This is a genomic window from Streptomyces pyxinicus (assembly GCF_024753135.1).
Taxonomy (GTDB): domain Bacteria; phylum Actinomycetota; class Actinomycetes; order Streptomycetales; family Streptomycetaceae; genus Streptomyces; species Streptomyces pyxinicus.
The window spans coordinates 80609-107485 of the sequence record NZ_JANUGP010000025.1; the positions used below are offsets into that span (position 1 = coordinate 80609).

The window sequence follows — 26877 nt, forward strand, 5'->3', positions numbered from 1 at the left end:
CGCGGCGGCCGCCGGCGCGGGCCGGGCCGCCGCCCGGCCTCCGCATCCCGCCGAGCTGTCGGAGACGTCTGGCGGGTGGCATGCGGTGACTGTCGGCACCCGCTTTCCGGCGCTGCGGCCCGCCTGGCGCCATCGCCCTGCCTGCGCTGCCTATCCCGCCTGCGCTGTCTATCCCGCCTGCCCCGATCGCCCGACCGCCCGCCTGCCCCGACCGCCCCGCCTGCCCCGCCGGGCTCCGCTCCGCGCGGTCGCCCGGCGGCCGGAACCCTGCCGTGCCGCGCTTCGATCCGCCGCCCGGCCGGGTGGCCGCCCTGTGCGGGCGCACGCTCCGCCCCGTCCCCGCCCGGCACACCGCCGCCCACCCGGCGCCGGACGGCCCACCGGCACACCACCCAGACGCGAACCGGCGCCCGTCGCCCGACAGGGGCGGCGGGCGGCATACGCGTGCGCCCAGCACCCCGCACCCAGCACCCCGCACCCCGCACCCAGCAACCCCGCACCCGGAACCCAGCACCCCGGCCCCCCCATCCCGCCGAACCGTCGGAGACGTCTGGCATGGACCGGTCAAATCTGGCAGTCTTTGGCAGTCGTCCCGGCAGTCGTCGCCCCGACCCCAGAGGAGTGCGACGGCACCCGGGCACGGCACGGCACCGCGCAAGCCCCACCCCCGGCCGCCACCGGCGCACCCCAGCCGGCCCGGCGGCCTCCGAGCCGGCCGGGATCCCGGCCGCCGCAGAAGGAGTAGCGTGTGAGACCGACCCCCCACAAGGCCCTCGGCATCGGTGCGCTCACCGTCGCCGCCGTGGCCGCCCTGGTACTCCCCGGCAGCCCCGCCGCCGCCCGTCCCGACACCGCCCCGGCCGCCTGCACCCCGGCCCAGGTCGTCGGCAACGGCGGCTTCGAGAGCGGGACTTCACCCTGGACCGCGTCCACGTCCAGCGTGATCACCAGCCGTTCCGGACAGACCCCGCACGGCGGCAGCGCCTACGCGTGGCTGGACGGCACCGGCGGCACCCGCACCGACACCCTGACCCAGAGCGTCGCGATCCCCTCCGGGTGCTCCACCGCCACCCTGAGCTACTGGCTGCACATCGACACCGCCGAGACGACCTCCTCGACGGCGTACGACAAGCTGACCGTGAAGCTCGGCGGCAGCACGCTGGCCACCTACTCGAACCTGAACAAGAACACCGGCTACGTCCAGAAGACGGTCGACGTGTCCTCGTTCGCCGGCCAGACCGTGAACCTGTCCTTCACCGGCACCGAGGACTCCAGCCTCCAGACCAGCTTCGTCCTCGACGACGTCGCCCTGGACACCTCCGGCGGCGGCACGACCCCGCCGGGCGACTCCACCCGCACCCCGGCGGCACCCGCGTACACCGTCAGCCTCAGCAGCGACACCGCCGGCACCAACTGGACCGGCCACGAGAGCGTCACCTTCACCAACGCCTCCGCCACCGCGCTCAGCGAGGTCTACCTGCGGCTGTGGGACAACTACCACGGCACCTGCGACGCGATGCCGATCAAGGTCAGCAACGTCACCGGCGGCACCGCCGGCGCCCTCTCGGTGGCCTGCACCGCCCTGAAGATCGACCTGCCGTCCCCGCTCGCCCAGGGCCAGAGCGCCACCGTCGGCTTCGACCTCGGCATCACCGTGCCCAGCGGCGCCGACCGGTTCGGCCACGACGGCGCGTTCAGCTTCATCGGGAACGCCCTGCCCGTCCTCGCCGTCCGCGACAGCGCCGGCTGGCACCTGGACCCGTACACCAACAACGGCGAGTCCTTCTACTCCCTGGCCGCCGACTTCAAGGTGACCCTCGACCACCCCACCAGCCTGCTGGTCCCGGCCACCGGCACCTCCACCGACACCCCCGGCTCCAGCGGCCGTACGGTCACCACGGCCACCGCCTCCAAGGTGCGCGACTTCGCCTGGGCCGCCGGCCCCTTCAGCAAGATCTCCGGCACCTCGCCCGGCGGCGTCCCGGTGAACGTGTACTCCGTCTCCGGCATCAGCTCCTCCAACGCCCAGTCGATGCTGAGCACCGCGAAGAGCGCGGTGGACGCCCACGCGTCCCGCTTCGGCGCCTACCCCTACGGCGAACTGGACGCCGTCATCGACAACAACTTCTGGTTCGGCGGCATGGAGTACCCCGGCTTCGTCCTCGACCTGGTCAGCACCACCGCGCTGACCCACGAGATCGGCCACCAGTGGTGGTACGGCATCGTCGGCGACGACGAGTACAACAGCCCCTGGCTGGACGAGGCGTTCACCGACTACGCCACCGACCTGGCCCAGGGCATCACCGGCGCCAACTGCTGGAACAGCGTCTCCTGGGCCTCCAGCGGCGAGAAGATCACCAACTCGATGGCCTACTGGGACGCCCACTCCTCGCGCTACTCCACCGTCGTCTACGGCTACGGCAAGTGCGCCCTGCACGATCTGCGCCGGCTCATCGGCGAGGGCGCGATGACGAAGCTCCTGAAGGACTACGCCACCGCGCACTGGTACGGCGTCTCGACCACGGCCGAGTTCAAGGCGGCGGCCCAGGCGGCCACCACCACGGACCTCACCTCCTTCTGGACCCAGCACCGCATCGACGGCTGACCGGAGACGGCTGACCGGACCGGGCCGGTGCCCCCGGACGGATGAAAGTCGGGCGGCAGCGGCATCGTCGGGCGGTACCCGGAATGCGGTGCCGCCCGACCCCGGGTCAGATGGAACCCGTGCGACACCTCATACGCCTTCACCGCAGCAGCCGCTCGCGCCTGGCCGTCACGGCCGCGCTGACCGGCCTCCTGATCGCCCTCTCCGCCCCGGCGGCCCCGGCCGACGACGCCGACCCGCCCCAGCCGTCCACCTCCCCGTCCACCTCCCCATCTCCCTCGCCCACCCCCTCCACCGCGTCCACCCCGACGACTCCGGCCGTTCCGGCCATCCCCGCCCTGCCCGCACGCGGCGACGCCTACATGGGCATGGGCGTCCTGACCCACGACGGCAGCCTCCCGGACACCGACACCGCACCCTCGGACACCGTCAGCCGCGCCACCCAGACGGAGGGCGTGGACGTCTCCAGCTACCAGGGCAACGTCGACTGGAAGGCCCTGTGGGGCGACGGCGTCAAGTGGGCCTACACCAAGGCCACCGAGGGGACGTACTACACCAACCCCTACTTCACCCAGCAGTACGACGGCTCCTACGACGCCGGCCTGATCCGGGGCTCCTACCACTTCGCGACGCCCGACACGACGGGCGGCGCCAAGCAGGCCGACTACTTCGTGGACCACGGCGGGGGCTGGTCCAAGGACGGCAAGACCCTCCCCGGCGTCCTCGACATCGAGTGGAACCCCTACGGCGACGCCTGCTACGGCAAGTCCAAGAGCGGGATGGTCACCTGGGTCCGCGACTTCCTGAACCGCTACAAGGCCCGCACCGGCCGCGCCGCCGTCGTCTACACGGCGACCAGCTGGTGGACCCAGTGCACCGGCAACAGCGGGGCCTTCGGCGCCACCAACCCGCTGTGGATCGCCCGCTACGCCTCCACCCCCGGCACCCTCCCGTCGGGCTGGTCGGCGTACACCATGTGGCAGTACACCTCCACCGGCAAGAGGGTCGGCGACCACGACCGCTTCAACGGCACGACCACCCAGTTGAAGGACTTCGCGACCGGATGACGGCGAGATGACGGCAGAGCCGGGCGGGGCGCCGCTGGAGGAGTTCCTGGCCGACCCCGCCAACGGCGACCTGGACTTCTCCACCACCGTGGCCCGCTGCGTGCGGCTGCTCGGGCTGCGGCACGCCGTGGTCTACCTGGCCGACCTGCAACAGCGTCACCTCGTGCCGCTCACCGACGTCGCCGCCAGCATCCCCATCGACGACTCGCTCGCCGGCTGGTGCTACCGCACCCAGACCCTGCGTGTGGAGGAGACCGACCGGGACGGCGTCACCGCCTGGTTCCCGCTGCTGGACGGCGGCGAACGGCTCGGGGTACTCGCCGTGCACACCTACGCGCTGACCCCCCTGTCGCTCCGCCAGGGCCGCGCTTTCGCCGCCCTGCTGGCGATGATGATCACCTCGAAGCGGGCCTCCAAGGACTCCTTCGTCCGGCGCACCCGCACCGCCGCCATGAGCCTGCCCGCCGAGATGCTGCGCGCCTTCCTGCCGCCGCGCACCATCCGCAACGCCCACGCCCTGTCCACCGCCGTCGTCGAACCTGCCTACGACATCGGCGGCGATGCCTTCGACCACTCCCTGACCGGCGACACCCTGCACACCGTCGTCCTGGACGCCATGGGACACAACCTGCTGTCCGGACTGACCAGCGCGGTCGCCCTCGCCGCCTGCCGCAACGGCCGCCGCACCGACGCGGACCTGCGCTCCCTCGTGACCAGCGTGGACGAGGCGCTCACCCGGTGGCTCCCCGACCAGTTCTGCACCGGCATCCTCGCCGAACTCGACGTCACCACCGGCCTGTTGCGCTGGAGCAACTGCGGCCATCCGGCACCCCTGCTGATCCGCGACCAGCAGCTGATCGTGGACGCGCTGACCCGGGAGGCCGACCCCCCGATGGGCCTGCGCGCCCTGCTGTCCGCCCGGGACCGCCAGGTGCACGAGGCCCGGCTCCAGCCGGGCGACCGGGTGCTGCTGTACACCGACGGCGTCACCGAGGCCCGGATGGCCGACGGCAGGCTGCTCGGCCTGGAGCGGTTCGCCGACTACGTCATCCGGGCCAGCGCCACCGGCCAGATCGCCCCCGAGACCCTGCGCCGCCTGATCCACTCGCTGCTGGACTCCCAGGACAGCCGGCTCCGCGACGACGCCACCATCCTCATGTTCGAGTGGAAACCGGTGAGGTGAGCCCACGGCACGCGGGCCGCGCTGTGCGGGTTCGCCGGCGCCATCGCTGATCCGCGGATGACGACCTCGTCCTACCCGGGTACGGCGGGCCTGCGCAGCCGGCCGGCCGTCCCGGAGTTGCCCCGAGGCGATCGCCGTGCGTCCGCGGAGTGGCAGCGCCCGTCGCCGCGGTCGCCGTGACCGCCGTCTGCCTGTGGTGTGCGCCACTCGCGATGACCGAACTGCGGTCGTAGGCCCTGCCGGGCAGGCCCGCGCCGGCTCCGGGCCGCCCGCGCCCCGCACCGCCCCGCTGCCCGGCTGGGCCAAGCCACCGCCGGCGGTGCTCGGTTCGTCCTGGCTCGGCATCGGCACCGGACCGCTCGTGCGGCCCGGTCTCCGGGCCGGCTTCGTGCCCCGGCTCACCGACCGCGTGGGCGCGCAGGCGCTCGGCGTCCGGGCGCTCGTCCTCGGCGTCGGGGTGCTCGGCTCGCCGGCCGAGGACGACCTCGTCCGGACCCGCCCGGCCCTGCCGGCACGGCCCGGGACGGCCCTCGCGATGGCCGTCGTGCCGGCCGCGCGAGCCGCCGACGCCGATGGGGCGTCCGGGCCCGGTCCGAGCCCGGCCGTCAGGGTCGCCGGGCTGCCGGCCGCCGGGCCGGCGGCCGCTTCCTGCTGTGGTCCGCCCGGCTGGTTAGGCTCGATGCGTGGCCCGCGTCGACATCCTCCAGCTCCTGGTCTCCCCGGTGCACCGGCTCGCCGGCCGGCCCGGCGCCGGCCCGCCCGAGCTGCCGGCCGCCGAGCTGGTGGCGAAGGCGGAGGTGCGCGCGGGCCTGGGCATCGTCGGCGACCGGTACTTCAACCACCCCGCCCACCGGGCCGCCTCGATCACCCTCATCGCCGCCGAACGCATCCCGCTCCAGGGCCCGGACGACGAGCCCGACCTACTGCGGACCCGCCGCAACGTCCTGCTGCGCGGTGTCGACATCGACGCCTGCGTCGGGAGGACCGTCCTCCTCGACTGCGGCGCCGGTCCGGTCGAGCTGGAGGTGCGCAGCGCCGCCCGGCCGTGCGCCTGGATGGACACCACGCTCGGCCCCGGCGCCCAGCGCGCGCTGCGCGGCGGCGGGGGAGTGCGCTGCCGCCCGCTGACGGACGGCGTCCTGACCGTGGGCCCGGCCGAGTTCACCGTCCGGGACCCGGCGTAGCCCCCCGCTCAGGTCCCCGAGACGGCCAGCTGGTCGGTCAGCCGGTGGGCCTGGGCGAGCAGGGCGCCGTACGTGGCCAGCTCGTCGGGATCGTCCGTCCGGGAGCGGACCAGGTCCCGGCGCAGGCCGCCGAGACTCTCGCGCAGCTCCGTCACGGCCGTGCGCAGTTCGTCCTCGCGCTCGTCGTCGAACCGGCTGTGGCTGTAGAGCCGCAGTGCGTGGGCCGTCTGGCGCAGGAAGTCCGCGTACCGCCGGGCGAGCCGGACATCGGAGAGGCCGGCCGTACCGTCCTCGGCGGCGATCGCCCGCACGGTCCGGGTGACGCCCGCGGTGTGGACGGCCGCGTAGTCGAGGACGACCACCGCGTCGTCGTACTCCTTGCCGGCCGGCGCCACCTTGCCCCTGCGCAGGCGCGGGTTGGCCCGCAGGCTCTCCCGGCCCCAGGCGACCGCCGAGTGGGCCTCCTGGACCCGCTGGTGCAGTCGCAGCGCCCGGTCGTGCCAGGAGCCGGCCTCCTCGGGGTCCCAGCGTCCCCCGGCCAGTCCGTCGGCGACGTCCCGCAGGATGTCGTAAGCCTCCTCGGTCGCGTCCCGCAGTACGGCACGGCTGTCGCGCAGATACACCGGCGGCCGGACGAGCGCGTTGATCGTGATGCCGACCACCGCCCCGAACAGCGCCTCGCCGAGCCGGGCCGCCGAGGTGGCGACGGTCACCGGGCCGCCGGTCAGCACGAAGAGGGCGCCCGTGGCGGCGTAGACGCCCTGGCTGCCGAGCCGGCTCCACTGGCCGAGCAGCATCACGAGGGGCAGTACCAGCACCATCGCGCCGACGGCGCTGTGCAGCAGCAGCCCGACCGCGGTCGCCAGGACCGTACCGGCCGCGATCGCCCCGAGCTGCTGGAGCCCGTGCGCGATCGACCGGTACACGGTCGACTCCACCAGCACCAGCGCCACCCACGGCGCGACGAACGCGACCGGCGCGTGCAGCCACCAGCCGGCCACGGCCCAGGCCACCCACGCGGCCAGCGCCCCCTTCGCCGCCTGCACGACCAGATCGCGCTCCCGGCACGGCCCTGCCCACGCCCGGCGCACCCCGTTCGCCGCGGCGGACAGATCCCGCCACAGCCCCTGTCCTGCCACTCGTATCCCACGCACAGCGCCCCGAGTGCCACCGAGACCGCCCACCCATGCCACCGGCCCACCGGGAGACCGCCCGGTGACCTGCGCGGACTGCGCCCGTCACGGCGGTACGGCACGTAGCGCGCCCAGGACCGCCCACACCACCGAGACCAGCGGGACGGCCACCACGGCACCGATCACGCCGGCGACGATGCTGCCCGCGATGACGGACACCGCCACCACGAGCGGATGCAGCCGCACCGCCCAGCTGAGCACGAGCGGATGCAGGACGTGCCCCTCCAGCTGGCCGATCACGACGATGAGCACGAGCACCGCGACAGCCGTGAGGGGCCCGCGTCCCGCGAGCGCGACGATCGTCGCGATGCCCAGCGCGACCGGCGAGCCCACCAGGGGGACGAACGCGGCGAAGAACTCCAGCAGGGTCAGCGGCAGCGCGAGCGGCACCCGCAGCACGAACAGGGCGACGCCCACGAGCACGGCGTTGGTGGCGGCGACGATGATGATGCCCCGGGTGTATCCGGCGAAGGTCCGCCAGGCCGCCCGTCCCGCCCGGTCCCAGGCCGGCCGGGCGCCGCTCGGCAGCAGCCGGTCGCGGGCCCAGCCCCACAGCCGCTCCCCGGAGTGGATGAAGAACACCGACGCGAACAGCGCCAGCGCACCGCCCGTGACCACCTCCACCAGCCGGCCCAGACCGCTGACCGCGCTGTCGAGCAGATCCGAACGGTGCGCGGAGAGGTAGTGCGCGAGCTGCTGCTGGAGACCGGAGAGCGTGCCGGGTGCGAGGCGGAACGGCGGTCGCCGCAGCCACTCCTCGATACGGTGCACACCACCGCGGAACTCGCCCGCCAGCCGGCCCGACTCGCCCGCCACCGCGTTGCCGACCAGGGCGAGCAGCGCCAACAGCAGCAGCAGGCTGCCCACCAGGGCGACGGCCACGCTCAGCGGTCTGGGCAGGGCCCGGTCGAGCAGGTCGGCGAGCGGCCGCAGCACGGACGTGACGACCAGCGCGAGGAACAGGGCGACGGCGATGAGCTGGAAGCTGCCGAGGATGCTGAAGACGCCGTAGACGACGATGCCGACGAGGATGAGCCGCCAGGCGTAGCCCGCGGCGACCCGCAGCCAGGGCACCGTCCGGTCGTCCGGCGGCGCCTGCGGTCCCCGCCGGGCGGTGGCCGGGAGCCGCACGGAGTACGCGGGCCGGCTGCCCAGCACCGGGCCGCCCGCCCGGCGTCCACCCGCCGCCCGGACCGCCCGCCGCCGCGCGTCGCCCACCGCTGCTCCCGCCTGCTTCCCGCCCCGACTGCTGACGGCCGGTCAGATCCAGAGAAGAAGGTAAGCGCAAGCCGGGGGCGCACCCGCGCAACGCGCCCGAGGGCCCGACGGCCCCCGCCGGACCGGCCGCCCTTCATGATCCACATGGCAGGGTGGTGGGCCCCGGAAGCCGAGGAACGGGGAAGGGACCCCTGTCCGGTCACAGGACCTTCACGGTGCGCCGAGGGTGCCGGGCGCCGGTCCGGGCACCCGGGAGACGTTGCCGGCCCGGAGGGGGAACCTCCAGTGATCATTGTCGCGGTGCTGCTGCTCCCCGTGCTCAGCGCCCTGCTGTACGGACTCGACCAGGTCGAGAACCGCTGGGTCGTCCGGCCCCCGGGCGCCCGGCACGCGCGCCCCCGCAGACGCCGTCGCCTCGGGGCGGGCCGTCACTGACCCGCCGCCGTCGCCGTCTCCTCCGCAGAGGTCCGCCCAAGGAGGAGGACCTGTCGCAGCGCGCCGGCCCGGCACCTGGGCGAGCGCCTGGACCGCGCCCGTGATTTCGTCGTGGAGGCACGAGACCGGTGGCGTCACGCCCCCGCCCGCGGGGTAGGCGTCGCGGCGGAGCGACACGGAACCAGGAGTGAGGTGTGCATGACGGGAGCGGGGCTCGCGGCGCCGTTGTGGGACGTCGGCAACGGGCAGGGACTGCGGCAGCTGGCCGAACTGGGCTTCGCGTTGCTGCTGTCCAGCCTGATCGGCTGGGAGCGGGCGGCCCAGCAGAAGAGCGCCGGCCTGCGCACGCACACCCTGGTCGGCATCGCGAGCGCGCTGATGATGGAGGTGTCCCAGCACGGCTTCACCGCCGTCCTCGGCCTGGAGAACGTCTCCTTCGACCCCTCCCGGGTCGCCGCGCAGATCGTCTCCGGCATCGGGTTCATCGGCGGCGGTCTGATCTTCGTACGCCGGGACGCGGTACGGGGCCTGACGACGGCCGCCACCATCTGGCTGACCGCCGCCGTCGGCATGGCCTGCGGAGGAGGGCTGCCGGTCCTCGCGGCAGCGGCCACCGCGCTGCACTTCCTGGTGGTGCGGGGCTACCCCCGCTTCGCCTCCCGCCTGATCCCCGGGACGGCCGCCGCCACCTTCGAGGCCCGGCTGACGTACCGGACGGGCACCGCGCTGCTGCCCCGGCTGCTGGAGACCTGCACCGGGCGCGGCTTCCGGATCGTGCAGCTCAAGGTCGAACGGCTGCCCGGCCGCACCGACGACGCGGCCCGCGTGGTGCTCGAACTGGAGGGCACCGACGATCCCACGCGGCTGACGTCCGAACTGTTCCAGGCGGAAGGGGTGCTGGACGTGGAGATGACGGCGGCGACGGACGACGAGTAGCCGGCCGCCGCCCCGGGGCGCTCGGTCCTCGGCGTTCCGCCGCGTCCACGTCCGGGCGTACGGGAGCCGGTCCGACACGGTCACCGCCGAGGCCGCCGCAGGCCAGGCGCGTGAACCGGGGCGCCGCCGCGCGCGGACACGGACGTGAGCACGGCGTAGCCGCTCAGGCGACCCGCGCGCGAGCCGCGGCCCCGCTCCACGGCGGGCGCGGGACGGTCCGGATGGCGCAGGCGGCCTGACCCGGGCGGAGGACATCCGGCCGCGCCTGCGCACGGTGCCCCGGACACCCGTCAGCATGCCGTCTCGTGGACATCCAGCCCGACCGACTTCCCCGCCCCGGCGCCGCACCCGCCAGCGACCGCCTGCTGGTGGCCGGTGTCGGCAACATCTTCCTCGGCGACGACGCGTTCGGGCCCGAGGTGATCCGCGCCCTCGCCGAGCGCCCGCTGCCGCCCGGCGTCCGCGTGCGCGACTACGGCATCCGGGGCATGGACCTCGCCTACGACCTGCTGGCCGGCTGTGCCACCGCCGTGCTGGTCGACGCGGCCGAACGCGGCCACGCCCCCGGCACCCTCACCCTCATCGAGGCCGAACCCCCGCAGGGCACCGTCGCACCCGAGGCCCACGGCATGGACCCGGCGAAGGTGCTGGCGCTGGCCACCCACCTGGGCGACGAGCCACTGCCCCGGGTCCTGGTCCTCGCCTGCGAACCCGAGCTGCTGCCGAGCGGCGACGCGGACGTCCTGCCCGACCTGAGCACACCCGTTCGGGACGCCGTCGGCCGGGCCGTCGACGCCCTGCACCGGCTCGTGCCCGCGCTGCTCGCCGACCCCGCCGGGCCCGTGCCCGCGTTGGGCCGCCCGAGGGAATCCGGCCCCGCGCACCCGGCTGCGCTGCACGCCGGCGCGCCCGGCGCGGCCGAAGATCGGTGAGTCCCCGGAGCCGCACCGGACCCGAACCGGGCTCCACCGAACCATCCGAGGAGCAGCCCCCATGTGCCGGTCCGATGTCCGACAGGCCGTCCTGGCGAAGAACGACGACCTCGCCGCCACCCTGCGCGACGACCTCGCCCGGCAGGGCGTCACCGTGGTCAACCTGCTGTCCAGCCCGGGCAGCGGCAAGACCGAACTCCTCGGCCGGGTCCTGGCCCGCGCGGTGGAGCGCGAGGTGCCGGTCGCCGCGCTGACCGCCGACCTCGCCACCGAGAACGACGCCGTGCGGCTGGCCCGCTCCGGCGCCCCCGTCCAGCAGGTGCTCACCGACGGGCTCTGCCACCTGGAGGCCCGCCAGGTCCGTGCCCGCCTGGAGGGCTGGCTGCCGGCGGAGACCTCGGTGCTCTTCGTGGAGAACGTCGGCAACCTGGTCTGCCCGGCCTCCTACGACCTCGGCGAGACCCTGCGGATCGTGCTGATGGCCGTCACCGAGGGCGAGGACAAACCGCTGAAGTACCCCACCGCCTTCGGCTCCGCCCACCTCGTCGTCATCACCAAGACCGACCTCGCCGAGCCCGCCGGCTTCGACGAGGACGCCTTCCTGGCCAACGTGCGGCGGGTCAACCCGGGCGTGGAGGTCGTACGGTCCTGCGCCCGCACCGGCGACGGCGTCGACACCCTCCTGGAGCGCGCCCTCGCCGCCCGCGACGGCGCCCCGGCGCACCGGCCGCCCCTCGCCCCGCACCCGCACGGCCACCATCACCACGAGCACGAGGACCGTCATCACGAGCACGAGCACGAGTCCGCGCCCGTCGTATGACCACCCCCGCCCCCGCCCCCGGCCCCGTGCGGCGCCGGCTCACCGTGCGCGGCACCGTGCAGGGTGTCGGCTTCCGCCCGCACGTGCACCGGCTGGCCGCCGGGCGGCTGCTGGCCGGGTTCGTCGGCAACACCGGGGACGGCGTCGTCATCGAGGTGGAGGGGCCGGCGGCGGAGGTGGCCGGTTTCTGCGACCGGCTCGCCCGCGAGACGCCGCCGCTCGCCGCCGTCACCGGCATCGTCGGCGAGGACCTGCCCGCCACCGGCGACACCGGCCCCTTCACCATCCGGCCCAGCGAGCGCGCCACCGGCCGCACCCAGCTGCCGCCCGACACCGCGACCTGCGCCGACTGCCTGCGCGAGCTGTCCGACCCGGCCGACCGCCGGTACCGGCACCCCTTCGTCACCTGCACCCACTGCGGCCCCCGCTTCACCATCGCCACCGGCATGCCGTACGACCGCGCGGCCACGACCATGGCCGGCTTCCCGATGTGCCCCGCCTGCGCCCGGGAGTACGGCGATCCGGCCGACCGGCGCTTCCACGCCCAGCCCGTCGCCTGCCCCGACTGCGGCCCCCGCCTCACCCTGGTCCCGGCCGCCGGCCTCGGTGTCCGCCCGGCCCGGGACGCCGAAGCGCTCGCGACCGCCCGCGCCCTGCTCGCGGCCGGGCGGATCGTCGCGGTCAAGGGCGTCGGCGGCTACCACCTGGCCTGCGACGCCACCGACCCCCGGGCCGTCGCCGCGCTGCGCGCCCGCAAGGAACGCGGCGGCAAGGCCTTCGCGGTGATGTGCGCCGACCTCGCCACGGCCGAACGGCTCGCGGACCCCACCGACGCCGAACGCGACGCCCTCACCGCCGCCCGCCGCCCGATCGTCCTGCTGCGCCGCCGGCCGGCCCCCGGTATCGCCCTCGCCGACCAGGTCTGCCCGGGCAGCCCGCACGTCGGCGTCATGCTGCCCTACACCCCCGTGCACACCCTGCTTTTCGGACTGCTCGGCGACCCGCCAGGACCCCAGGTCCTGGTCATGACCAGCGGCAACCGCTCCGGTGAGCCCATCGTCACCGACGACGCCGACGCGCTCACCCGGCTGGCCGGCCTCGCCGACGCCTGGCTGAGCCACGACCGGCCCATCGCCTCCCCCTGCGACGACTCCCTGCTCCGGGTCCGTCCCGACGGCACCGCACAGGTGCTGCGCCGCTCGCGCGGGTACGTCCCGCGTCCGCTGCGGCTGCCGGTGCCGGTCCGGCCCACGCTCGCGGTCGGCGGGGACCTCAAGAACGTGCCCTGTCTGGGCGAGGGCGACCTGGCCTGGTTCGGGCCGCACATCGGGGACATGGGCGAGCTTGCCACCCTGGAGGCCGCGCGGCGCGCCGAGACGCACCTCACCCGCCTGAGCGGCGTCACCCCCGCGTTGGTCGCCGCCGACCGGCACCCCGGCTACCACTCGACCGCCCTCGCCCGCCGGCGCGCCGAAGACCTCCCGCTGCGGCTGGTCCAGCACCACCACGCCCACATCGCCGCCGCGATGGCCGAACACGGCCTCGACGGCCGCACCCCGGTGATCGGTGTCGCCTTCGACGGCACCGGGTACGGCGACGACGGCACGGTGTGGGGCGGCGAGATCCTCCTCGCCGACTACACCGGCCACCGGCGCTTCGCCCGGCTGAGCCCCGCCCCGCTGCCCGGCGGCGACGCGGGCGTGGCCAACCCCTGCCGGCTGGCACTGGCCCGGCTCTGGGCGGCGGGCCTGCCGTGGGACCCGGACCTGCCCAGCACCGCCGCCTGCTCGGACGTCGAACGCGCCGTACTGCGACGGCAGTTGGAGCGTCAGGTGGCCTGCGCCCCGACCTCCAGCGCCGGACGCCTCTTCGACGCGGTGGCCTCGCTGCTCGGCCTCTGCCACCGCGCGGCGTACGAGGCGCAGGCGGCGCTGGAACTGGAGGCGGCGGCGGCCGAGGGGTGGCACGCGGACAGCGGGGCGCACCCCTTCGGGATCAGCGAGGGGCACGGGGTGCCGTGGGAGTTCACGCCGCCGTTGGCCGCCCTGCTGGCCGACCTGCGCCGGGGCACCCCGGCCCCGGTGCTCGCCGCCCGCTTCCACCGGGGGCTCGCCCGCGCCGTCGCCGGGATCTGCCGGCGGGCCCGGACGGCCACCGGTCTCACCACCGTCGCCCTCACCGGGGGCGTCTTCGCCAACGCCCTGCTGGAGGAGGAGGCCACCGCCCTGCTCGCCGGCGACGGCTTCACGGTGCTGCGGCACCGGGAGGTGCCGCCCAACGACGGCGGCCTGGCGCTCGGCCAGCTGATGGTCGCGGGATCAGCAACCCACCGAGAGACGGAGTGACCCATGTGTCTGGCAGTGCCCGGCAAGGTCGTGTCCATCGACCACAGCGCCGACCCCCTGACCGGGCTGATCGACTTCGGCGGGGTGAGCAAACAGGCGTGTCTTGAGTACCTGCCCGACGTCAAGGTGGGGGAGTACGTGATCGTGCACGTCGGCTTCGCCCTCCAGCGCCTGGACGAGGAGTCGGCCCGTGCCTCCCTGGAACTGTTCGAGCAACTTGGCCTGCTGGAAGAGGAGTTCGGGGACGCCTGGCAGCAGGCGGCCCGGCAGGAGAGCGGGAGTGAGGCACCGTGAAGTACCTCGACGAGTTCAACGACCCGGCCCTCGCCCGCCGGCTGCTGGACGAGATCCGCGCCACGGTCACCCGGCCCTGGGCCCTGATGGAGGTGTGCGGCGGCCAGACCCACTCCATCATCCGGCACGGCATCGACCAACTCCTGCCCGAAGAGGTGGAGTTGATCCACGGGCCCGGCTGCCCGGTGTGCGTCACTCCGCTCGACGTCATCGACCAGGCCCTGGAGATCGCCGCCCGGCCCGGTGTGATCTTCTGCTCCTTCGGTGACATGCTGCGGGTGCCCGGCACCGGCCGGGACCTGTTCCGGGTCAAGGGCGAGGGCGGTGACGTCCGCGTCGTGTACTCGCCGATGGACGCCCTGGACCTCGCCCGCAGGCATCCGGACCGGCAGGTGGTGTTCTTCGCCATCGGCTTCGAGACCACCGCCCCCGCCAACGCCATGGCCGTCCACCAGGCCCGCCGGCTCGGCCTGGACAACTTCAGCCTGCTGGTCTCCCACGTCCGGGTCCCCCCGGCCGTCGAGGCCATCATGACCGCCCCCGAGTGCCGGGTGCAGGGCTTCCTCGCCGCCGGTCACGTGTGCAGCGTGATGGGCACCGCCGAATACCCGGAACTGGCCGAGCGGCACCGGGTGCCGATCGTCGTGACCGGCTTCGAACCGCTGGACATCCTCGAAGGCATCCGCCGCGCCGTCCGCCAGCTGGAACGCGGCGAGCACCGGCTGGAGAACGCCTACGCGCGCGCCGTACGCGACGAGGGCAATCCGGCGGCCCTCCGGATGATCGAGGAGGTCTTCGAGGTCACCGACCGCAACTGGCGCGGCATCGGCCCCATCCCGGGCAGCGGCTGGCGGCTCACCGAGGCCTACCGCGCGCACGACGCCGGGCACCGCTTCGACGTCACCGGCATCCGCACCGAGGAACCCGCCGCGTGCCGGGCCGGCGAGGTCCTCCAGGGCCTGATCAAGCCGACCGAGTGCGAGGCGTTCGGCACCGCCTGCACCCCGCGCACCCCGCTCGGCGCCACCATGGTCTCCAGCGAGGGCGCCTGCGCCGCCTACTACCTGTACCGCCGGATGAACAACCCGGCCCCGCAGGGATCCCGCATCCCGCAGGAGGAGATGAACCCCGTTGGCTGACCTCGCCACCGACGTCCGAGAGACCGCCGTCGACCCCGCGAACCGGACCTGCCCCGCCCCCCTGCGCGACCAGCCCGTGGTCGTCATGGGCCACGGGGGCGGCGGCGCCCTGTCCGCCGAACTGATCGAGCAGGTCTTCACCCCCGCCTACGGCAACCCCACCCTCGCCGCGCTCGCCGACTCCGCCGTCCTGGAACTGGGCGGGGCGCGGCTGGCCTTCTCCACCGACTCCTACGTCGTACGGCCGCTGTTCTTCCCCGGCGGCAGCCTCGGCGACCTCGCCGTCAACGGCACCGTCAACGACCTCGCCATGAGCGGCGCCAGCCCCGCCTACCTCTCCACCGCGTTCATCCTGGAGGAGGGCGTGCCGCTGGACACCGTGGAGCGGGTCGCCCGGGCCGTCGGCGCGGCGGCAAGGGAGGCGGAGGTCACCGTCGCCACCGGGGACACCAAGGTCGTGGAGTCCGGGCACGGCGACGGCGTCTACGTCACCACCGCCGGCGTCGGCCTGGTGCCCGAGGGCGTCGACATCCGCCCGCAGCGCGCCCGGCCCGGCGACGCCGTCCTGGTCAGCGGGCCGATCGGCCTGCACGGCGTGGCGATCATGAGCGTGCGCGAGGGCCTGGAGTTCGGGACCGAGATCGCCTCCGACACCGCGCCCCTCGCCGGTCTCGTCGCGGCCATGCTCGCGGTCACCCGGGACATCCATGTGCTGCGCGACCCCACCCGGGGCGGCCTCGGCGCCTCGCTCAACGAGATCGCCCGCGCCTCCGGCACCGGCGTCCGGCTGCGCGAGCGCGCCATCCCGGTCCCCGAGGACGTCGCGAACGCCTGCGGCTTCCTCGGCCTGGACCCGCTGTACGTGGCCAACGAGGGCCGGCTGGTCGCCTTCGTGCCCCCGGAGCACGCCGAGGCCGTCCTCGCGGCCATGCGCGCCCATCCGCAGGGGGCGGGCGCCGCGCTCATCGGGGAGTGCGTGGCCGAGCATCCGGGCATGGTCGTCGTCGCCACCGGGCTCGGCGGCAGCCGCGTCCTCGACCTGCCGCTCGGCGAGCAACTGCCCCGCATCTGCTGAACCTCCCCGCCCCCCGGCCCCGCCGTCAGGTCGGGGCCGGGACGGGCTCCACGCCGGTGATCTCCAACTCCCGTCCGCTGCGCAGCTCCCGCGAGGGACGGTCGCACGCCGGGCACCAGAAGAACGGCGGCATGCCGACCGCGAACTCCTCGGCACACCCGCCGCACCAGGCCAGCGCGGGGACCTGCTCCACCACCAGGCTCGCCCCGGACAGCGCCGTACCCTCCCGCGCCACCTCGAACGCGAAGTGCAGGGCGTCCGGGACGACACCGGCCAGCTCGCCCACCCGGACGGTCACCGACGACACGCCGTCCGCGCCGTCCGTGCGGGCGATCTCCTCGGCCTGTTCCACGATCGCGGTCGCGATCGACAGCTCGTGCACGGCGCGGCTCAGGGGTAGCGGCGGTTGGCACGGGGCCCACCGGTCATCCGGTAGATCCGCAACTCCCGTACCACCCCGGGCAGTTCCTTCATGACCAGGGCCAGGGCCAGACCGCCGGCCAGGGCGGCCTGGGCGATCAGCACCTGCCGCCCGGACACCACCGACCTCGTCGTCCCGGCTCCGCGCCGGCGCTTGTTCCGGTTCACTTCGCGCCCTCTCATCCCGGTGAGATGTTCGGCATGACGTCCAGCAGGGCGTCGTGCCGCTTCCATTGGATCCCGGTGGAGCGGCGCGCGTCGGAGGTGCCGTCCCGGTGGAATCCGGTCTGATGGTCGTGCGGGCCCTTGTTGCCCTGGTGCAGACCGCGTATGTGGGTGAGTGCGTCGGGCTTCGCCTGGGGGCGGCCCACTCGGATGGTGCCCATGATCGATCTCCTTCCCGGTCCTCACGACCGCTCGGTCAGCTCCGCGAAGAACCGTTCCACGGCCGGCCAGACCCGGGAGCCGCCGGACAGGCCCCGCCACTCGCGGCGGATCAGGGCGACCATCCGGTAGCAGTCGTCGACCGGCACGATCCAGTGCTCGTCGAGGCCGCGCACGGTGTTCACCAGCAGCGCCTCCACGTCGGGTGCCACGGAGGCGAGCCGCGGACACATCGCCGCCAGCTTCTCCCAGGCCCCCGCGTCCACCTCCCAGCGCATCGCACCGGCCGGGCTCGGACCCTGCGCGGTGACGGTGCCGTCGGCACGCGGCACGAAGAACACCAGCCCCACCGGCACCCCGAGCACCCCGGTGTCCACGGCCGGCAGCCGCACCCGGCGCCGGGGCACCAGCCGGTACCGGCCCTGGCCCGCGCCGTCCCCGGCGAACAGCACCGAGCAGGGCCGGCACACGCACCGCACCTCGCCGTCCGGGGTGTCGTACAGGTGCGGGTGTCCGCCGGGCACCGGGGCGGCGCACAGCTCGCAGCGCTCGACGCCGGCCGCCGCCGTGCGGTCGGCGGCCGAGCGGATGACCCGGGCCAGCGCTCCGTCCATGGTCACCGCGCTCCCTGCGGCCGGGCCTCGGTGCGGCGGGTCAGCGTGGCCAGCGGTACGAAGGCGGGGGCCGCCCGGCGCTCGTCCTCGCCCGGTACCGTCTCCACCCCGGTCAGCTCCGGCGCGGCGGCCAGTACCGCCTCCCGCACCGCCGCCGCGATGTCGGCCCCGCCCCCGGCGCCACAGCCGCTCCCGCAGCCGCCGCCGCCCGTGCTCAGCCGCACCCGCGCCACCTCGCCGTCCACACCGGCCCACTCCACGTCGCCGCCGCGCTCGCGCACGGCCGGCCGCAGCCGCTCCACGGCCCGGGCCGCCCGCTGCTCCGGGGACTCGGGGTGCAGGGAGTGCAGCACGAGCAGGTGCCCGACCAGTTCGTCCTCGGTGAGGCGCGCGCGCAGCGACGCGTCGGCGCCGTCCAGGACCCGGGCCAGGGCCTCGCCGTACACCTCGGTGAGCAGACCCACCGCCTCCAGCGCCGGTCCGGGCGCCGGCTCCAGCTCGGCCAGCAGCTCGTCGAGCCGGCCCAGCCGCGCCTCCACGGCCGGGTCGGACAGCCGGGCGCCGTCAGCCATGGTTCGCCCCGTAGGTCGGCGAGTGCACGGTGGTCAGCGTTTTGCCCTTGCCCATGTACATGTGCACACCGCAGGGCAGACAGGGGTCGAAGCTGCGCACGGTGCGCATGATGTCGACGCCCTTGAAGTCGTCCGGGCCGTTCTCCTCGAAGATCGGCTGCCCCTGCACCGCGTCCTCGTACGGGCCCGGGGTGCCGTAGATGTCGCGGGGACTGGCGTTCCACGGCGTGGGCGGGTACGGGTGGTAGTTCGCGATCTTCTTGTCCCGGATCACCAGGTGGTGGGAGAGGACACCGCGCACGGCCTCGTGGAAGCCGCAGCCGATCGCCTCGTCGGGCACCTCGAAGTTCTGGAAGACCTTGGTGTCGCCGTCGCGGAGCATGCCCATCGCCTCCTCCAGGAACTGCAGGGCCATGGCGGCGGCGTAGGCGACGAAGTACGGCCGGGCACGGTCCCTCTCAATGGTGTTGCTCCACTTCGGGATGTGCCACTCCAGCGTGGTCTCCGGCAGCGACTCGCCCTTGGGCAGGGAGATCTTCACACTGCTGCCGGTGGCCTTCACGTACGGCGTGTCGACCAGGCCGCTCAGCGCGGTCGACCAGAGCCGGGCGAGCGGGCCGCCGCCGGTGTCGAGCGCCAGGTGCTCGTCGCCGGCCGGGTTGTACCAGCGCGGGCTCATCACCCAGCTGTAGTTCCCGTCGAAGTCGCGCTTCTGCGGCACCGGCACCGTCGTCTGGTTCCACGGGTGCCGCATGTCGACGGGGTTGCCGAGCGGATCGTGGGTGACGAAGGGCTGCTCGTTGACCCAGTCCTCGTAGAAGGACGAGCCGAGCATGATCCGCAGGCCGAGGTTGATGTCGATCAGGTTGTTGGTGACCAGCTTGCCGTCCACGATGATGCCCGGGGTGACATACATCGCCTTGCCCCACTCGTTCATCGTCGAGTAGCGGTAGTCGACCACGTCCGGGTTCTGCCAGGCGCCCCAGCAGCCCAGCATGATGCGGCGCTTGCCGACCTCCTCGTAGCCCGGCAGCGCCTCGTAGAAGAAGTCGAAGACGTCGTCGTTCATCGCCACCGCCTTCTTCACGAAGTCGATGACGCGCATCAGCCGGGACAGGTAGTCGGTGAAGGTGTTGGGCTGCGGCATCGTGCCGACACCGCCCGGGTACAGCGTGGAGGGGTGCACGTGCCGCCCCTCCATCAGGCAGAACATCTCCCGCGTCACCCGGCTGACCTTCAGCGCCTCCTTGTAGACCTCGCCCTCGAAGGGGTTGAAGGCCTTCATGATGTCGGCGATCGTCCGGTACCCGTGGATGTCGCCGCGCGGGGCGTCGGTGCGCTCGGCGCGGGCCAGCACCCCGGGGTTGGTGGCCTTGACCATCGCCTCGCAGAAGTCCACGAAGACCAGGTTGTCCTGGAAGATCGTGTGGTCGAACATGTACTCGGCGGCCTCGCCGAGGTTGGTGATGTGCTCGGCCAGCTTCGGCGGTTTGACGCCGTAGGCCATCTGCTGGGCGTAGTTGGAGCAGGTGGTGTGGTTGTCGCCGCAGATCCCGCAGATGCGGGAGGTGATGAAGCCGGCGTCGCGCGGGTCCTTGCCCTTCATGAACACCGAGTAGCCCCGGAAGAGCGACGAGGTGCTGTGGCACTCGACCACTTCCCGGTTGGCGAAGTCGATCTTCGTGTAGATGCCCAGGTTGCCGATGATCCGGGTGATCGGATCCCATGACATGTCGACGATCTGGGCGGGTTTGCGGGACTCGGTGGTGGTCATGTGCGGTGCTGCCCCTCGCTCTTCGGAATCTGCGGGATCTGCTGGATCTGCGGGATCTGCGGTTCGGAGGCTCTTCCTGGGCGGGCGGTCGGCCCGGTGGTGTCAGGCGCGCCAGCGCGGGTCGAAGCCGCTGGTCAGCTTCTGCTTGTTGTGGCGCCACTTGGGCTCGTGGTTGACCATGTCGTTGGTCAGGCCGCGCAGCCGGCGGATGACCGCGCCGTACGGCTTGATGACCATGGACGACAGGGTGCCGCCGGGCGGCTCGTCCATGAACGGCATGAAGGCGTCCGGGAAGCCGGGCATGGTGCAGCCGATGCAGATGCCGCCCACGTTGGGACAGCCGCCGATCCCGGCCATCCAGCCCCGCTTGGGCACGTTGCAGTTGACGACCGGACCCCAGCAGCCGGTCTTCACCAGGCACTTGGGCGAGTTGTAGTCAAGGCCGAAGTCTGCCTGCTCGTAGTACGAGCCCCGGTCGCAGCCCTCGTGCACGGTCTTCCCGAACAGCCACTGCGGGCGCAGCATGTGGTCCAGCGGCGGCGGGGGAGCGGCGCCGGCCGCGTGCTGGAGCACCCAGATCAGGGTCTCCATGAAGTTCTCCGGCTGGATGGGACAGCCCGGCACGTTCACCACGGGCAGCCCGGCCACCGACGTGTAGTCCCAGCCGAGGTAGTCGGCGAGGCCCATGCAGCCGGTGGGGTTGCCGGCCATGGCGTGGATGCCGCCGTAGGTCGCGCAGGTCCCGGCCGCCACCACCGCCCACGCCTTCGGCGCGAGCTGGTCGATCCAGTCGTTCAGGGTCTGCGGCTCGCCGGTCTCCGGGTCGTTGCCGAACGACGTCCAGTAGCCGTCGCCGTCGATGATGTTCTGGTTCGGGATGGAGCCCTCGATCACCAGGATGAAGGGGCTCAGCTCGCCCCGGGCCGCCGCCCGGTAGGGGGCGAGGAAGTCCTCGCCGCCCAGGCTCGGTGACAGCACCTTGTTGACGAGGTTCACCTTGGGCAGGCCCGGGATGAGACCGAGCACCACGTCCTCGATGGAGGGCTGGTCGGCCGCGGTCAGCGACACGGTGTCGCCGTCGCAGCTCATGCCCTCGGAGATCCACAGGATGGTGATCTCGTCGATGCCCTCGCGTACCTCGGACCGGCTGGGCTCGCCGCTCACCTCGGTCGTACCGCTCTGCGTGGTCATGTCCGCTGCCTCCGTCGCTTCCGGGGTCGGAGTCGGTCGTGGGCCGCGGCCGGGTGGGCCGCGGGCGTCGTACGGGGGTCGGGCGCCGGCACGTCACGGGCGTCCATCGCACCGTCCCTCCTCCGACCGGTCGGCCGGGCGGGCGGGCCGCGGGGAGTGCGGCCGGGGCGAGCGGTCCGGGCCCGGCGCGTCGCCGCCCGCGAGCGGTTCGACCTCGTCGGGCCGGAAGTAGTGGAAGCGGCCGTACCACTCGTGCAGTTCGGCCGCGGGGTCGTCGTCCACGGTGACGGCGAGACGGACTCCGCCGTCCACGTCGTGGAAGACGGCGGCGACGTGGGCGGTCCGGCCGGCGAGGAACATGTCCTGCGCGTCGGCGCCCCGGCCGCGCGGGCGCAGCCGCACCGGGCTGCCGCCGCCGACCGGCACGCCGGCCACGAACACCGTGTCGGTCGCGGGGGAGAGCCCGTCGTCCGCGCCCTCCCGCCACCAGGCGGGCCGCGCGGCGGCGGGGCGGGGCTCTGCCGGGGTCAGGGAGCGGATGGTGCCGTGCAGGCGGGCGAGGACCTCCGGGGGCATGGTGTCCACCCGGTCGAGGATCTCGGCGGCGCGCGCGTCGGTGGCACGGGCCTCGGCCTTCTCCTCGTCGGTGAGCAGCATCGTGCGCAGGGTGAGGATCTCGTCGATCTCGGCCGCGTCGTGCAGGTCGCCGGGGCTCTCCGGGGCCACCTGGGGCCGGTCGGGGAGGATGATCGGCGCCGAGAGCACGACGGTCCCGGTTCCGGCGGGCGCGTCGCCGAGCACCGGGAAGGTGAAGGCGTTGCGGCACGCGCGGGTCCGCTCGGCCAGTTCGGCGGGCGGATCGATCTGCGACACGAACTCCACGCCCTCCCCGCCGATCAGGGTGTGCGTGGCGATGAGCGCCTGCCGCAGGGCCTCGCCCCGCGGGGCCGCCGGGTCCGCCGCCCGCCCGGTGTTCTCGGTGCGCACCGTCAGCCGGTAGAGGTCCGCGCCGAGCGGCTCGGCCTCGACCGTCGTGGTGGCCCGCACCTCCTGGCGCCGCCGTACGATCCGGCCGGTCCCGTCCGGCAGCGGCTCGCTCTCCTCGCCGCCGGACGCGCCGACGGCCTCGCTGCGGGCGCCCCGCGGCAGCTCCGCCAGCGGCACCGTCAGCTCGCCCTCGCGGGCGACGGCCTCCTCGAACGACAGATGGACGGCGCCGTCGGCGGTCCGCAGGGACTCCACCGCGCGGTACGCCCCGTCCGGGCCGGCCGCCTCCACCCGCTTGTCCTGCGTCTGGAGGTAGCGGACCCGCACCCGTACGACCGCGTCCCCGCCCGGCGCCCGCACCAGGCACTGCGTCCGCTGGTACCAGGAGTCCGCGGACCCGGAGATCCCGGGCGTGACCGGCCCGTCGCGCTCCACCCAGTCCCGGGGCAGCAGCACCCCGAACTGCCAGCGCACCCGGTTCTTCGGTGAGGACCGGCGGTACGGGTAGAGCAGGTAGCCCTCGTACAGCACGGCGTCCGCGACGGCGCTGATCCGGGCGAAGACACCGCCGGGCCGGTCGGGGGCCGGGCCGGCGCCGTCCACCACGAGCGCGCCCGCCGTGCCGACTGGGTCCGCCATGCCGCCTCCTCGTCCTCGGTGCACACGTCCGTCGTCCTCGGCGCACGCGTCCGTCCGCTGTGCACGCGCGGACGTCCGCTGTGCACGCGCGGATTCCTTCCACCACGGTCGCTCCCGTCACCGGACATCGCCCCTCAGGCGCACCCTCATTGGGCCGGTCAGGCGAATCGCGGCGCGTCGCCCCAGGTCAGGAGGCCCGGGCGAGAGCGAGGCAGCAGTGTACGAACGTCTGTACGACCGGATTGCGGTCGTCGGCCGGTGCCCAGGCCACCCCGACCCGGCTGGGGCTCACCCCGGTGACCGGCCGGTAGACGACACCGGGACGGGCGTAGAAGCGGGCGGCGGACTCGGGGGCGAGGGCGATGCCGTAGCCGCCGGCGATGGCGGTCAGCCATTCGTCGGGCTGCTCGGTGACCGCGCCCACGCGGACCGGATGCCCCTCGCGCTCGTCGGCGGCCAGCCAGTAGTCCCGCCAGGCGCCGGTCTGTTCGGGCGCGGCGACGAACGGCTCGTCCCACAGCTCGCGGAAGTCGAGCTGCGTGCGCTCCGCGAGCGGGTGCGCTGCGGACAGCGCCACCAGGCGCGGCTCGGTGAACAGCACCTCGACGCGCAGCGCCGACCGGCCGGGGAACGGCAGCCGCAGCAGCGCGACGTCCACGTCGCCGTCGGCCAGCCCGGTGCTCGGGTTGGTCCAGGCGGCCTGCCGCAGCTCCGCGCGCCAGCCGGGCCGGCGGCGGGCGAACTCGGCGACGATGGCCTGGGTCGCCTCGTTGGCCGCGCTCGCCATGAACCCCACCCGCAGCACCCGCGCCGACCGCCGCTCGGCGCGCTTCGTCGCCCGCACCGCGCCGTCCCAGGCCGCGAGCACCTCGGGCGCCCGCCGCGCCAGCTCACGGCCCGCCTCCGTGAGCGCCATCCCGCTGCGCGACCGGTCGAAGAGCCGCACCCCGAGCTGGGTCTCCAACTGCCGGATCTGCTTGGTCAGGGCCGGCTGGGAGACGTACACCCGCTCGGCGGCGCGGGTCAGGCTGCCGTCCTCGGCGACGGCGAGGAAGGACCGCAGGAGACGGGTGTCGGCGTCCATTCCTCCAGGTTATAGACGCAGGTATTGGACGGCGCGGTGGACGCTCGGCGAGCCTGGAGACGTCCTCGGGGGAGTAGGCGAGAGGGAGAGGCGCGCTGTGGGAATCGTCTGGGTGACCGTCATCTGTGCGGCCGTCCTGGCCAATGCCGGGATCGCCGCCGCCGACCTGGCGAAGGCGCGGGTCGTGCTCGCCAACTCCGCCGAGGTGGGGGTGGCGCCCGCCTGGATACCGGTACTGGCCCTGCTGAAGGCGGCCGGGGCGGTGGGCCTGCTCCTCGGGCTGGCCGGCGTCCGGCCGCTGGGGATCGCGGCCGGCACCGGGCTGGTGCTCTTCTACGTCGGCGCGGTGGGCGCCCATGTGCGGGCCCGGGTCCTCCACAACATCGCCTTCCCTGCCCTCTACCTCGCGCTGGCCGTGGGCGCGCTGGTGTCGGCGCTGGAGCGCTGAGGGGCGGTGGGATCACGGCCGTCCGTCGACCGGTCCTCTTCCTCATCGGGCAGGCGTTCGATCGCGACCAGGGCCGCGTCGTCGTCGAGGTCGACCCGGACGTGGTGCAGGAGGTCCCGGCGGAGGGCGGTGACCATCGTCTCCAGCGGCCGGTCCGCATGGGCGCGGACCTGCGCGGCGAGGTCGTGGAACCGGCCGCCGCGGTCCCGGGCCTCGATGAAACCGTCGGTGTACAGCACCAGCCGGTCGCCGGGGGCGAACGGAACGGTCTCGGCGACCGGCCGGGCGTCGAGCAGGTCGCCGAGCCCCAGCGGCGCGCCCGGCTGGTGCGGCTCGTGGGGCCGTACCGCGCCCGCGCGCAGGACGTACGGTTCCGGGTGACCGCAGTGCACGATCCGGGCCACGGGCTCGCCGGGCGGGAACTCCACGAGGAGCGCGGTCGCGAACCGTTCCGCGAACAGGGCGCCCACGCCGTCCTGGTGCGGTGTCCCGTCCAGCGCGGCGATCTGGCGCCGGGCCCGCTCGTCCAGTTGTTCCGCCACCCGCGTCAACTCGGGTTCCCGGTAGGCGAGTTCACGGAACGCGCCGAGCAGGGTCGCCGAGGCGTCCACGGCCGTCAGGCCCTTGCCCCGGACGTCGCCGATGAGCACGCGCGGGCCGAACGGGGTGCGCAGCGCCTCGTAGAAGTCGCCGCCGATCCGCGCCTCCGACTCGGCCGGCAGATACACCCCGCGCAGCTCCAGCGGGCCGATCCGGGGCGGGAGCGGGTGCATCAACGCGCGCTGCGCGGTCTCGGCGACGGAACGGACCCGCCGCAGCTGGGCCTCCCGGCGCTGCCGCAGGGAGCACGCGGCGAGCGAGGCGAGCCCGGCCACGACCAGCGTGACGAGGGTGACGTCCCCGTCCGGACGCCCCCACCGCCCCGAGTCCGTCTGGAGCAGCGCGGTGACGGCGAGAGTGGCCGCGCCGAGCGCCGCCGTCGCCCGGCAGGACAGCAGCGCGGCGGCCAGCACCGGCACGCCCGCCATCACCGGGAGGACGTGCAGCCAGTCGGGGGTCAGCAGGTCGGTCACGGCGACGACCAGCAGGAGCAGCACGGGTGCCGTGCCGGGGAGCAGGGGCGGGTGACGGTGGTCGTGCTCGGTGCCGGTGTCGAGGGGGCGCGTGGTGGTGTGCTGTGAGGTCATCGTCTTGGGGAGAGCCGGTGGCGGGCGGATGGGTGGTGGGGCCGGGCGGGCGGCGCGGGCGCGGGGGCCGCGAGGCGGTCCAGGACCGCCCCGAGGTGCTCCAGCAGGCGCGGGTCCCCGGCGGTGCCGGCGGGCGGACCGCCATCCGCCGTGTCCAGCCGGGCGAGGGCGTGCCGGGCGGCGGGCAGGGCCGGGTGCGGGCGACCGCCCCGGCAGGAGTAGACGCAGAGGGCGGCCGTGCGCAGCAGCCGTGGGTAGGGCTCAGTGCGGGGGGTGCCGGCTCCCGGCGCGGACTCCCCGGCGGCGGGGGCCGAGGGCGCGGTCTCCCCGGTGGTGGCCGCCGGGTGCGCGTCCAGGAGGCGGCCCGTCGCGGCGGCGCGGTGGGCCACCTCGGTCAGGGTGCGCAGTACCCGCCGGTCCAGATGCCAGCGGCGCCGGCGGGCCGTCGGGCGGACGTTCCAGCGCAGGCTCTCATGGGCCTCCTCCACGGCCCCGCGGGCGCGCTCCAGCGCCCTGTCGAGGTCGTCCTGCCAGGTCGGTCCGAGGAGGTCGCGCGGACGCTCGTGCCGGGCGACGGCGGCGGCCAGGCCGTCCAGGGACCGGGCGGTGAGCAGGCGCAGGTCGTCCAGGGCCCGCTCGGCGGACCGTACACGCACGGCCGGGAACAGCAGCGCGCCGCAGGCCAGGCCGAAGGCGATGCCGAGCACGATCTCCGCGAGGTGGGAGACCACCTCACCGGAGTGGCGGCCCCGGACCATGGCGTAGGTGAGCAGCGCGGTCGTCGGCACGTGCAGGCCGTAATGACCGAGGAAGCCCTGCCGGGCCAGCAGCACGGAGGCGAACGCGACCAGTCCGAGACCGGCCGTCGCGGGCTCGACGTAGAGCGCGCCGGGCACGGCGACGAGGACCCCGAGCAGACAGCCGGCGGCGTAGCGCAGGGCGGCGCCGGCGGTGCCCACCACGGTGGTCTCCACGATGAGCACCGCCGCGACGGCGCCCGCGTAGGGGGCGGACGTGTGCAGCAGCGCCGTACAGGTCTGCCAGGTCAGCCCGGCGGCCACCGCGGCCCGGGCGGCCTCGGCGCCACCGAGGTGCCGGAAGCGCGCGGAGAGCCGGGTGCCGTGCATGCCTCGTCCGCCTCCTTCGCCCGT

The 26877-nt window shown here is 74.4% G+C and carries 26 protein-coding genes; 13 read left to right on the forward strand and 13 right to left on the reverse strand.

All coding sequences use genetic code 11. The features are described 5' to 3' along the window. The first annotated feature begins 748 nt into the window (after nt 1-748). The 4 genes from NX794_RS27100 to NX794_RS27115 all read left to right on the forward strand — a co-directional run bounded on the left by NX794_RS27100 (nt 749) and on the right by NX794_RS27115 (nt 6039). Nucleotides 749-2605 (forward strand): M1 family aminopeptidase, encoded by a 1857-nt coding sequence (locus tag NX794_RS27100; RefSeq protein WP_258781677.1) that lies wholly within the window; start codon nt 749-751, stop codon nt 2603-2605. A 110-nt stretch (nt 2606-2715) separates the two neighbouring features. Further along, nucleotides 2716-3672: a lysozyme gene (locus tag NX794_RS27105; RefSeq protein WP_258781679.1), complete on the forward strand. Its 957-nt coding sequence runs from the start codon at nt 2716-2718 to the stop codon at nt 3670-3672. 7 nt (nt 3673-3679) lie between these two features. Continuing rightward, nucleotides 3680-4855: a PP2C family protein-serine/threonine phosphatase gene (locus tag NX794_RS27110; protein WP_258781681.1), complete on the forward strand. Its 1176-nt coding sequence runs from the start codon at nt 3680-3682 to the stop codon at nt 4853-4855. A gap of 683 nt (nt 4856-5538) precedes the next feature. Beyond that, nucleotides 5539-6039 carry a molybdenum cofactor biosysynthesis protein gene (locus NX794_RS27115; RefSeq protein ID WP_258781682.1) on the forward strand — a complete coding sequence of 167 codons (501 nt, stop codon included), beginning with the start codon at nt 5539-5541 and terminating at the stop codon, nt 6037-6039. 8 nt (nt 6040-6047) lie between these two features. Here NX794_RS27115 and NX794_RS27120 read toward each other — a convergent pair whose 3' ends face one another. Together NX794_RS27120 and NX794_RS27125 are read right to left on the reverse strand one after the other, a co-directional pair. After that, nucleotides 6048-7178, reverse strand: coding sequence for an FUSC family protein (locus NX794_RS27120; protein WP_258781683.1), 1131 nt, complete (start codon nt 7176-7178; stop codon nt 6048-6050). A gap of 99 nt (nt 7179-7277) precedes the next feature. Continuing rightward, a complete protein-coding gene (locus NX794_RS27125; protein ID WP_258781684.1) occupies nt 7278-8450 on the reverse strand; it encodes an AI-2E family transporter in 1173 nt (390 codons plus the stop codon). Nucleotides 8451-8735: 285 nt separating this feature from the next. Here NX794_RS27125 and NX794_RS27130 point away from each other — a divergent pair, with 285 nt between their 5' ends. The 8 genes from NX794_RS27130 (at nt 8736) to hypE (ending at nt 16426) form a co-directional block, all read left to right on the forward strand. Further along, complete coding sequence (locus NX794_RS27130) at nt 8736-8885, forward strand: hypothetical protein (protein ID WP_258781685.1); 150 nt, start codon at nt 8736-8738, stop codon at nt 8883-8885. Between the two features lie 198 nt (nt 8886-9083). Continuing rightward, nucleotides 9084-9821, forward strand: coding sequence for an MgtC/SapB family protein (locus tag NX794_RS27135; protein WP_258781686.1), 738 nt, complete (start codon nt 9084-9086; stop codon nt 9819-9821). A gap of 305 nt (nt 9822-10126) precedes the next feature. Beyond that, entirely contained in the window at nt 10127-10753 is a 627-nt protein-coding gene (locus tag NX794_RS27140) for a hydrogenase maturation protease (RefSeq protein ID WP_258781688.1), read from the forward strand. A 61-nt stretch (nt 10754-10814) separates the two neighbouring features. After that, nucleotides 10815-11573 (forward strand): hydrogenase nickel incorporation protein HypB, encoded by a 759-nt coding sequence (gene hypB, locus NX794_RS27145; protein WP_258781690.1) that lies wholly within the window; start codon nt 10815-10817, stop codon nt 11571-11573. Continuing rightward, a complete protein-coding gene (hypF, locus tag NX794_RS27150) occupies nt 11570-13918 on the forward strand; it encodes a carbamoyltransferase HypF (protein ID WP_258781692.1) in 2349 nt (782 codons plus the stop codon). The genes hypB and hypF overlap by 4 nt, the downstream gene beginning before the upstream one ends. Before the next feature lie 3 nt (nt 13919-13921). After that, nucleotides 13922-14212, forward strand: a complete 291-nt coding sequence (locus NX794_RS27155) for a HypC/HybG/HupF family hydrogenase formation chaperone (RefSeq protein WP_258781693.1) — start codon at nt 13922-13924, stop codon at nt 14210-14212. Next, complete coding sequence (hypD, locus tag NX794_RS27160; RefSeq protein ID WP_258781695.1) at nt 14209-15351, forward strand: hydrogenase formation protein HypD; 1143 nt, start codon at nt 14209-14211, stop codon at nt 15349-15351. The genes NX794_RS27155 and hypD overlap by 4 nt, the downstream gene beginning before the upstream one ends. Further along, nucleotides 15344-16426, forward strand: coding sequence for a hydrogenase expression/formation protein HypE (hypE, locus tag NX794_RS27165; RefSeq protein ID WP_309506030.1), 1083 nt, complete (start codon nt 15344-15346; stop codon nt 16424-16426). The genes hypD and hypE overlap by 8 nt, the downstream gene beginning before the upstream one ends. 25 nt (nt 16427-16451) lie before the next feature. Here the strand turns inward: hypE and hypA are convergent, their stop codons facing one another. From hypA to NX794_RS27210, 9 genes are all read right to left on the reverse strand, one after another. Continuing rightward, nucleotides 16452-16808 (reverse strand): hydrogenase maturation nickel metallochaperone HypA, encoded by a 357-nt coding sequence (gene hypA, locus NX794_RS27170; RefSeq protein ID WP_258781697.1) that lies wholly within the window; start codon nt 16806-16808, stop codon nt 16452-16454. 8 nt (nt 16809-16816) lie between these two features. After that, nucleotides 16817-17014 (reverse strand): hypothetical protein, encoded by a 198-nt coding sequence (locus NX794_RS27175; protein ID WP_258781698.1) that lies wholly within the window; start codon nt 17012-17014, stop codon nt 16817-16819. An 11-nt stretch (nt 17015-17025) separates the two neighbouring features. Beyond that, a complete protein-coding gene (locus NX794_RS27180; RefSeq protein ID WP_258781700.1) occupies nt 17026-17232 on the reverse strand; it encodes a hypothetical protein in 207 nt (68 codons plus the stop codon). A 21-nt stretch (nt 17233-17253) separates the two neighbouring features. Beyond that, complete coding sequence (locus NX794_RS27185; RefSeq protein ID WP_258781702.1) at nt 17254-17850, reverse strand: DUF5947 family protein; 597 nt, start codon at nt 17848-17850, stop codon at nt 17254-17256. Then, the gene (locus tag NX794_RS27190) at nt 17847-18416 is read right to left on the reverse strand and encodes a NifU family protein (RefSeq protein ID WP_258781703.1); all 570 of its coding nucleotides are present in this window, start codon (nt 18414-18416) and stop codon (nt 17847-17849) included. Before NX794_RS27190 ends, NX794_RS27185 begins: the two co-directional genes overlap by 4 nt. Further along, nucleotides 18409-20190 carry a nickel-dependent hydrogenase large subunit gene (locus NX794_RS27195; RefSeq protein WP_258781705.1) on the reverse strand — a complete coding sequence of 594 codons (1782 nt, stop codon included), beginning with the start codon at nt 20188-20190 and terminating at the stop codon, nt 18409-18411. The genes NX794_RS27190 and NX794_RS27195 overlap by 8 nt, the downstream gene beginning before the upstream one ends. Nucleotides 20191-20292: 102 nt before the next feature. After that, nucleotides 20293-21381 (reverse strand): NADH-quinone oxidoreductase subunit B family protein, encoded by a 1089-nt coding sequence (locus NX794_RS27200; RefSeq protein WP_258781706.1) that lies wholly within the window; start codon nt 21379-21381, stop codon nt 20293-20295. A 93-nt stretch (nt 21382-21474) separates the two neighbouring features. Continuing rightward, nucleotides 21475-23007 (reverse strand): hypothetical protein, encoded by a 1533-nt coding sequence (locus NX794_RS27205; protein ID WP_258781708.1) that lies wholly within the window; start codon nt 23005-23007, stop codon nt 21475-21477. 187 nt (nt 23008-23194) lie between these two features. Beyond that, nucleotides 23195-24091 (reverse strand): LysR family transcriptional regulator, encoded by an 897-nt coding sequence (locus NX794_RS27210; protein ID WP_258781709.1) that lies wholly within the window; start codon nt 24089-24091, stop codon nt 23195-23197. Nucleotides 24092-24188: 97 nt separating this feature from the next. On the opposite strand from NX794_RS27210, the gene NX794_RS27215 reads away from it, so the two are divergent. Next, the gene (locus tag NX794_RS27215; RefSeq protein ID WP_258781710.1) at nt 24189-24539 is read left to right on the forward strand and encodes a DoxX family protein; all 351 of its coding nucleotides are present in this window, start codon (nt 24189-24191) and stop codon (nt 24537-24539) included. On the opposite strand, the gene NX794_RS27220 is transcribed toward NX794_RS27215, so the two are convergent. Beyond that, nucleotides 24491-25726 carry a PP2C family protein-serine/threonine phosphatase gene (locus tag NX794_RS27220; protein WP_258781712.1) on the reverse strand — a complete coding sequence of 412 codons (1236 nt, stop codon included), beginning with the start codon at nt 25724-25726 and terminating at the stop codon, nt 24491-24493. The genes NX794_RS27215 and NX794_RS27220 overlap by 49 nt on opposite strands. Next, a complete protein-coding gene (locus tag NX794_RS27225) occupies nt 25723-26853 on the reverse strand; it encodes an aromatic acid exporter family protein (RefSeq protein WP_258781713.1) in 1131 nt (376 codons plus the stop codon). The genes NX794_RS27220 and NX794_RS27225 overlap by 4 nt, the downstream gene beginning before the upstream one ends. Nucleotides 26854-26877: the final 24 nt, after the last annotated feature.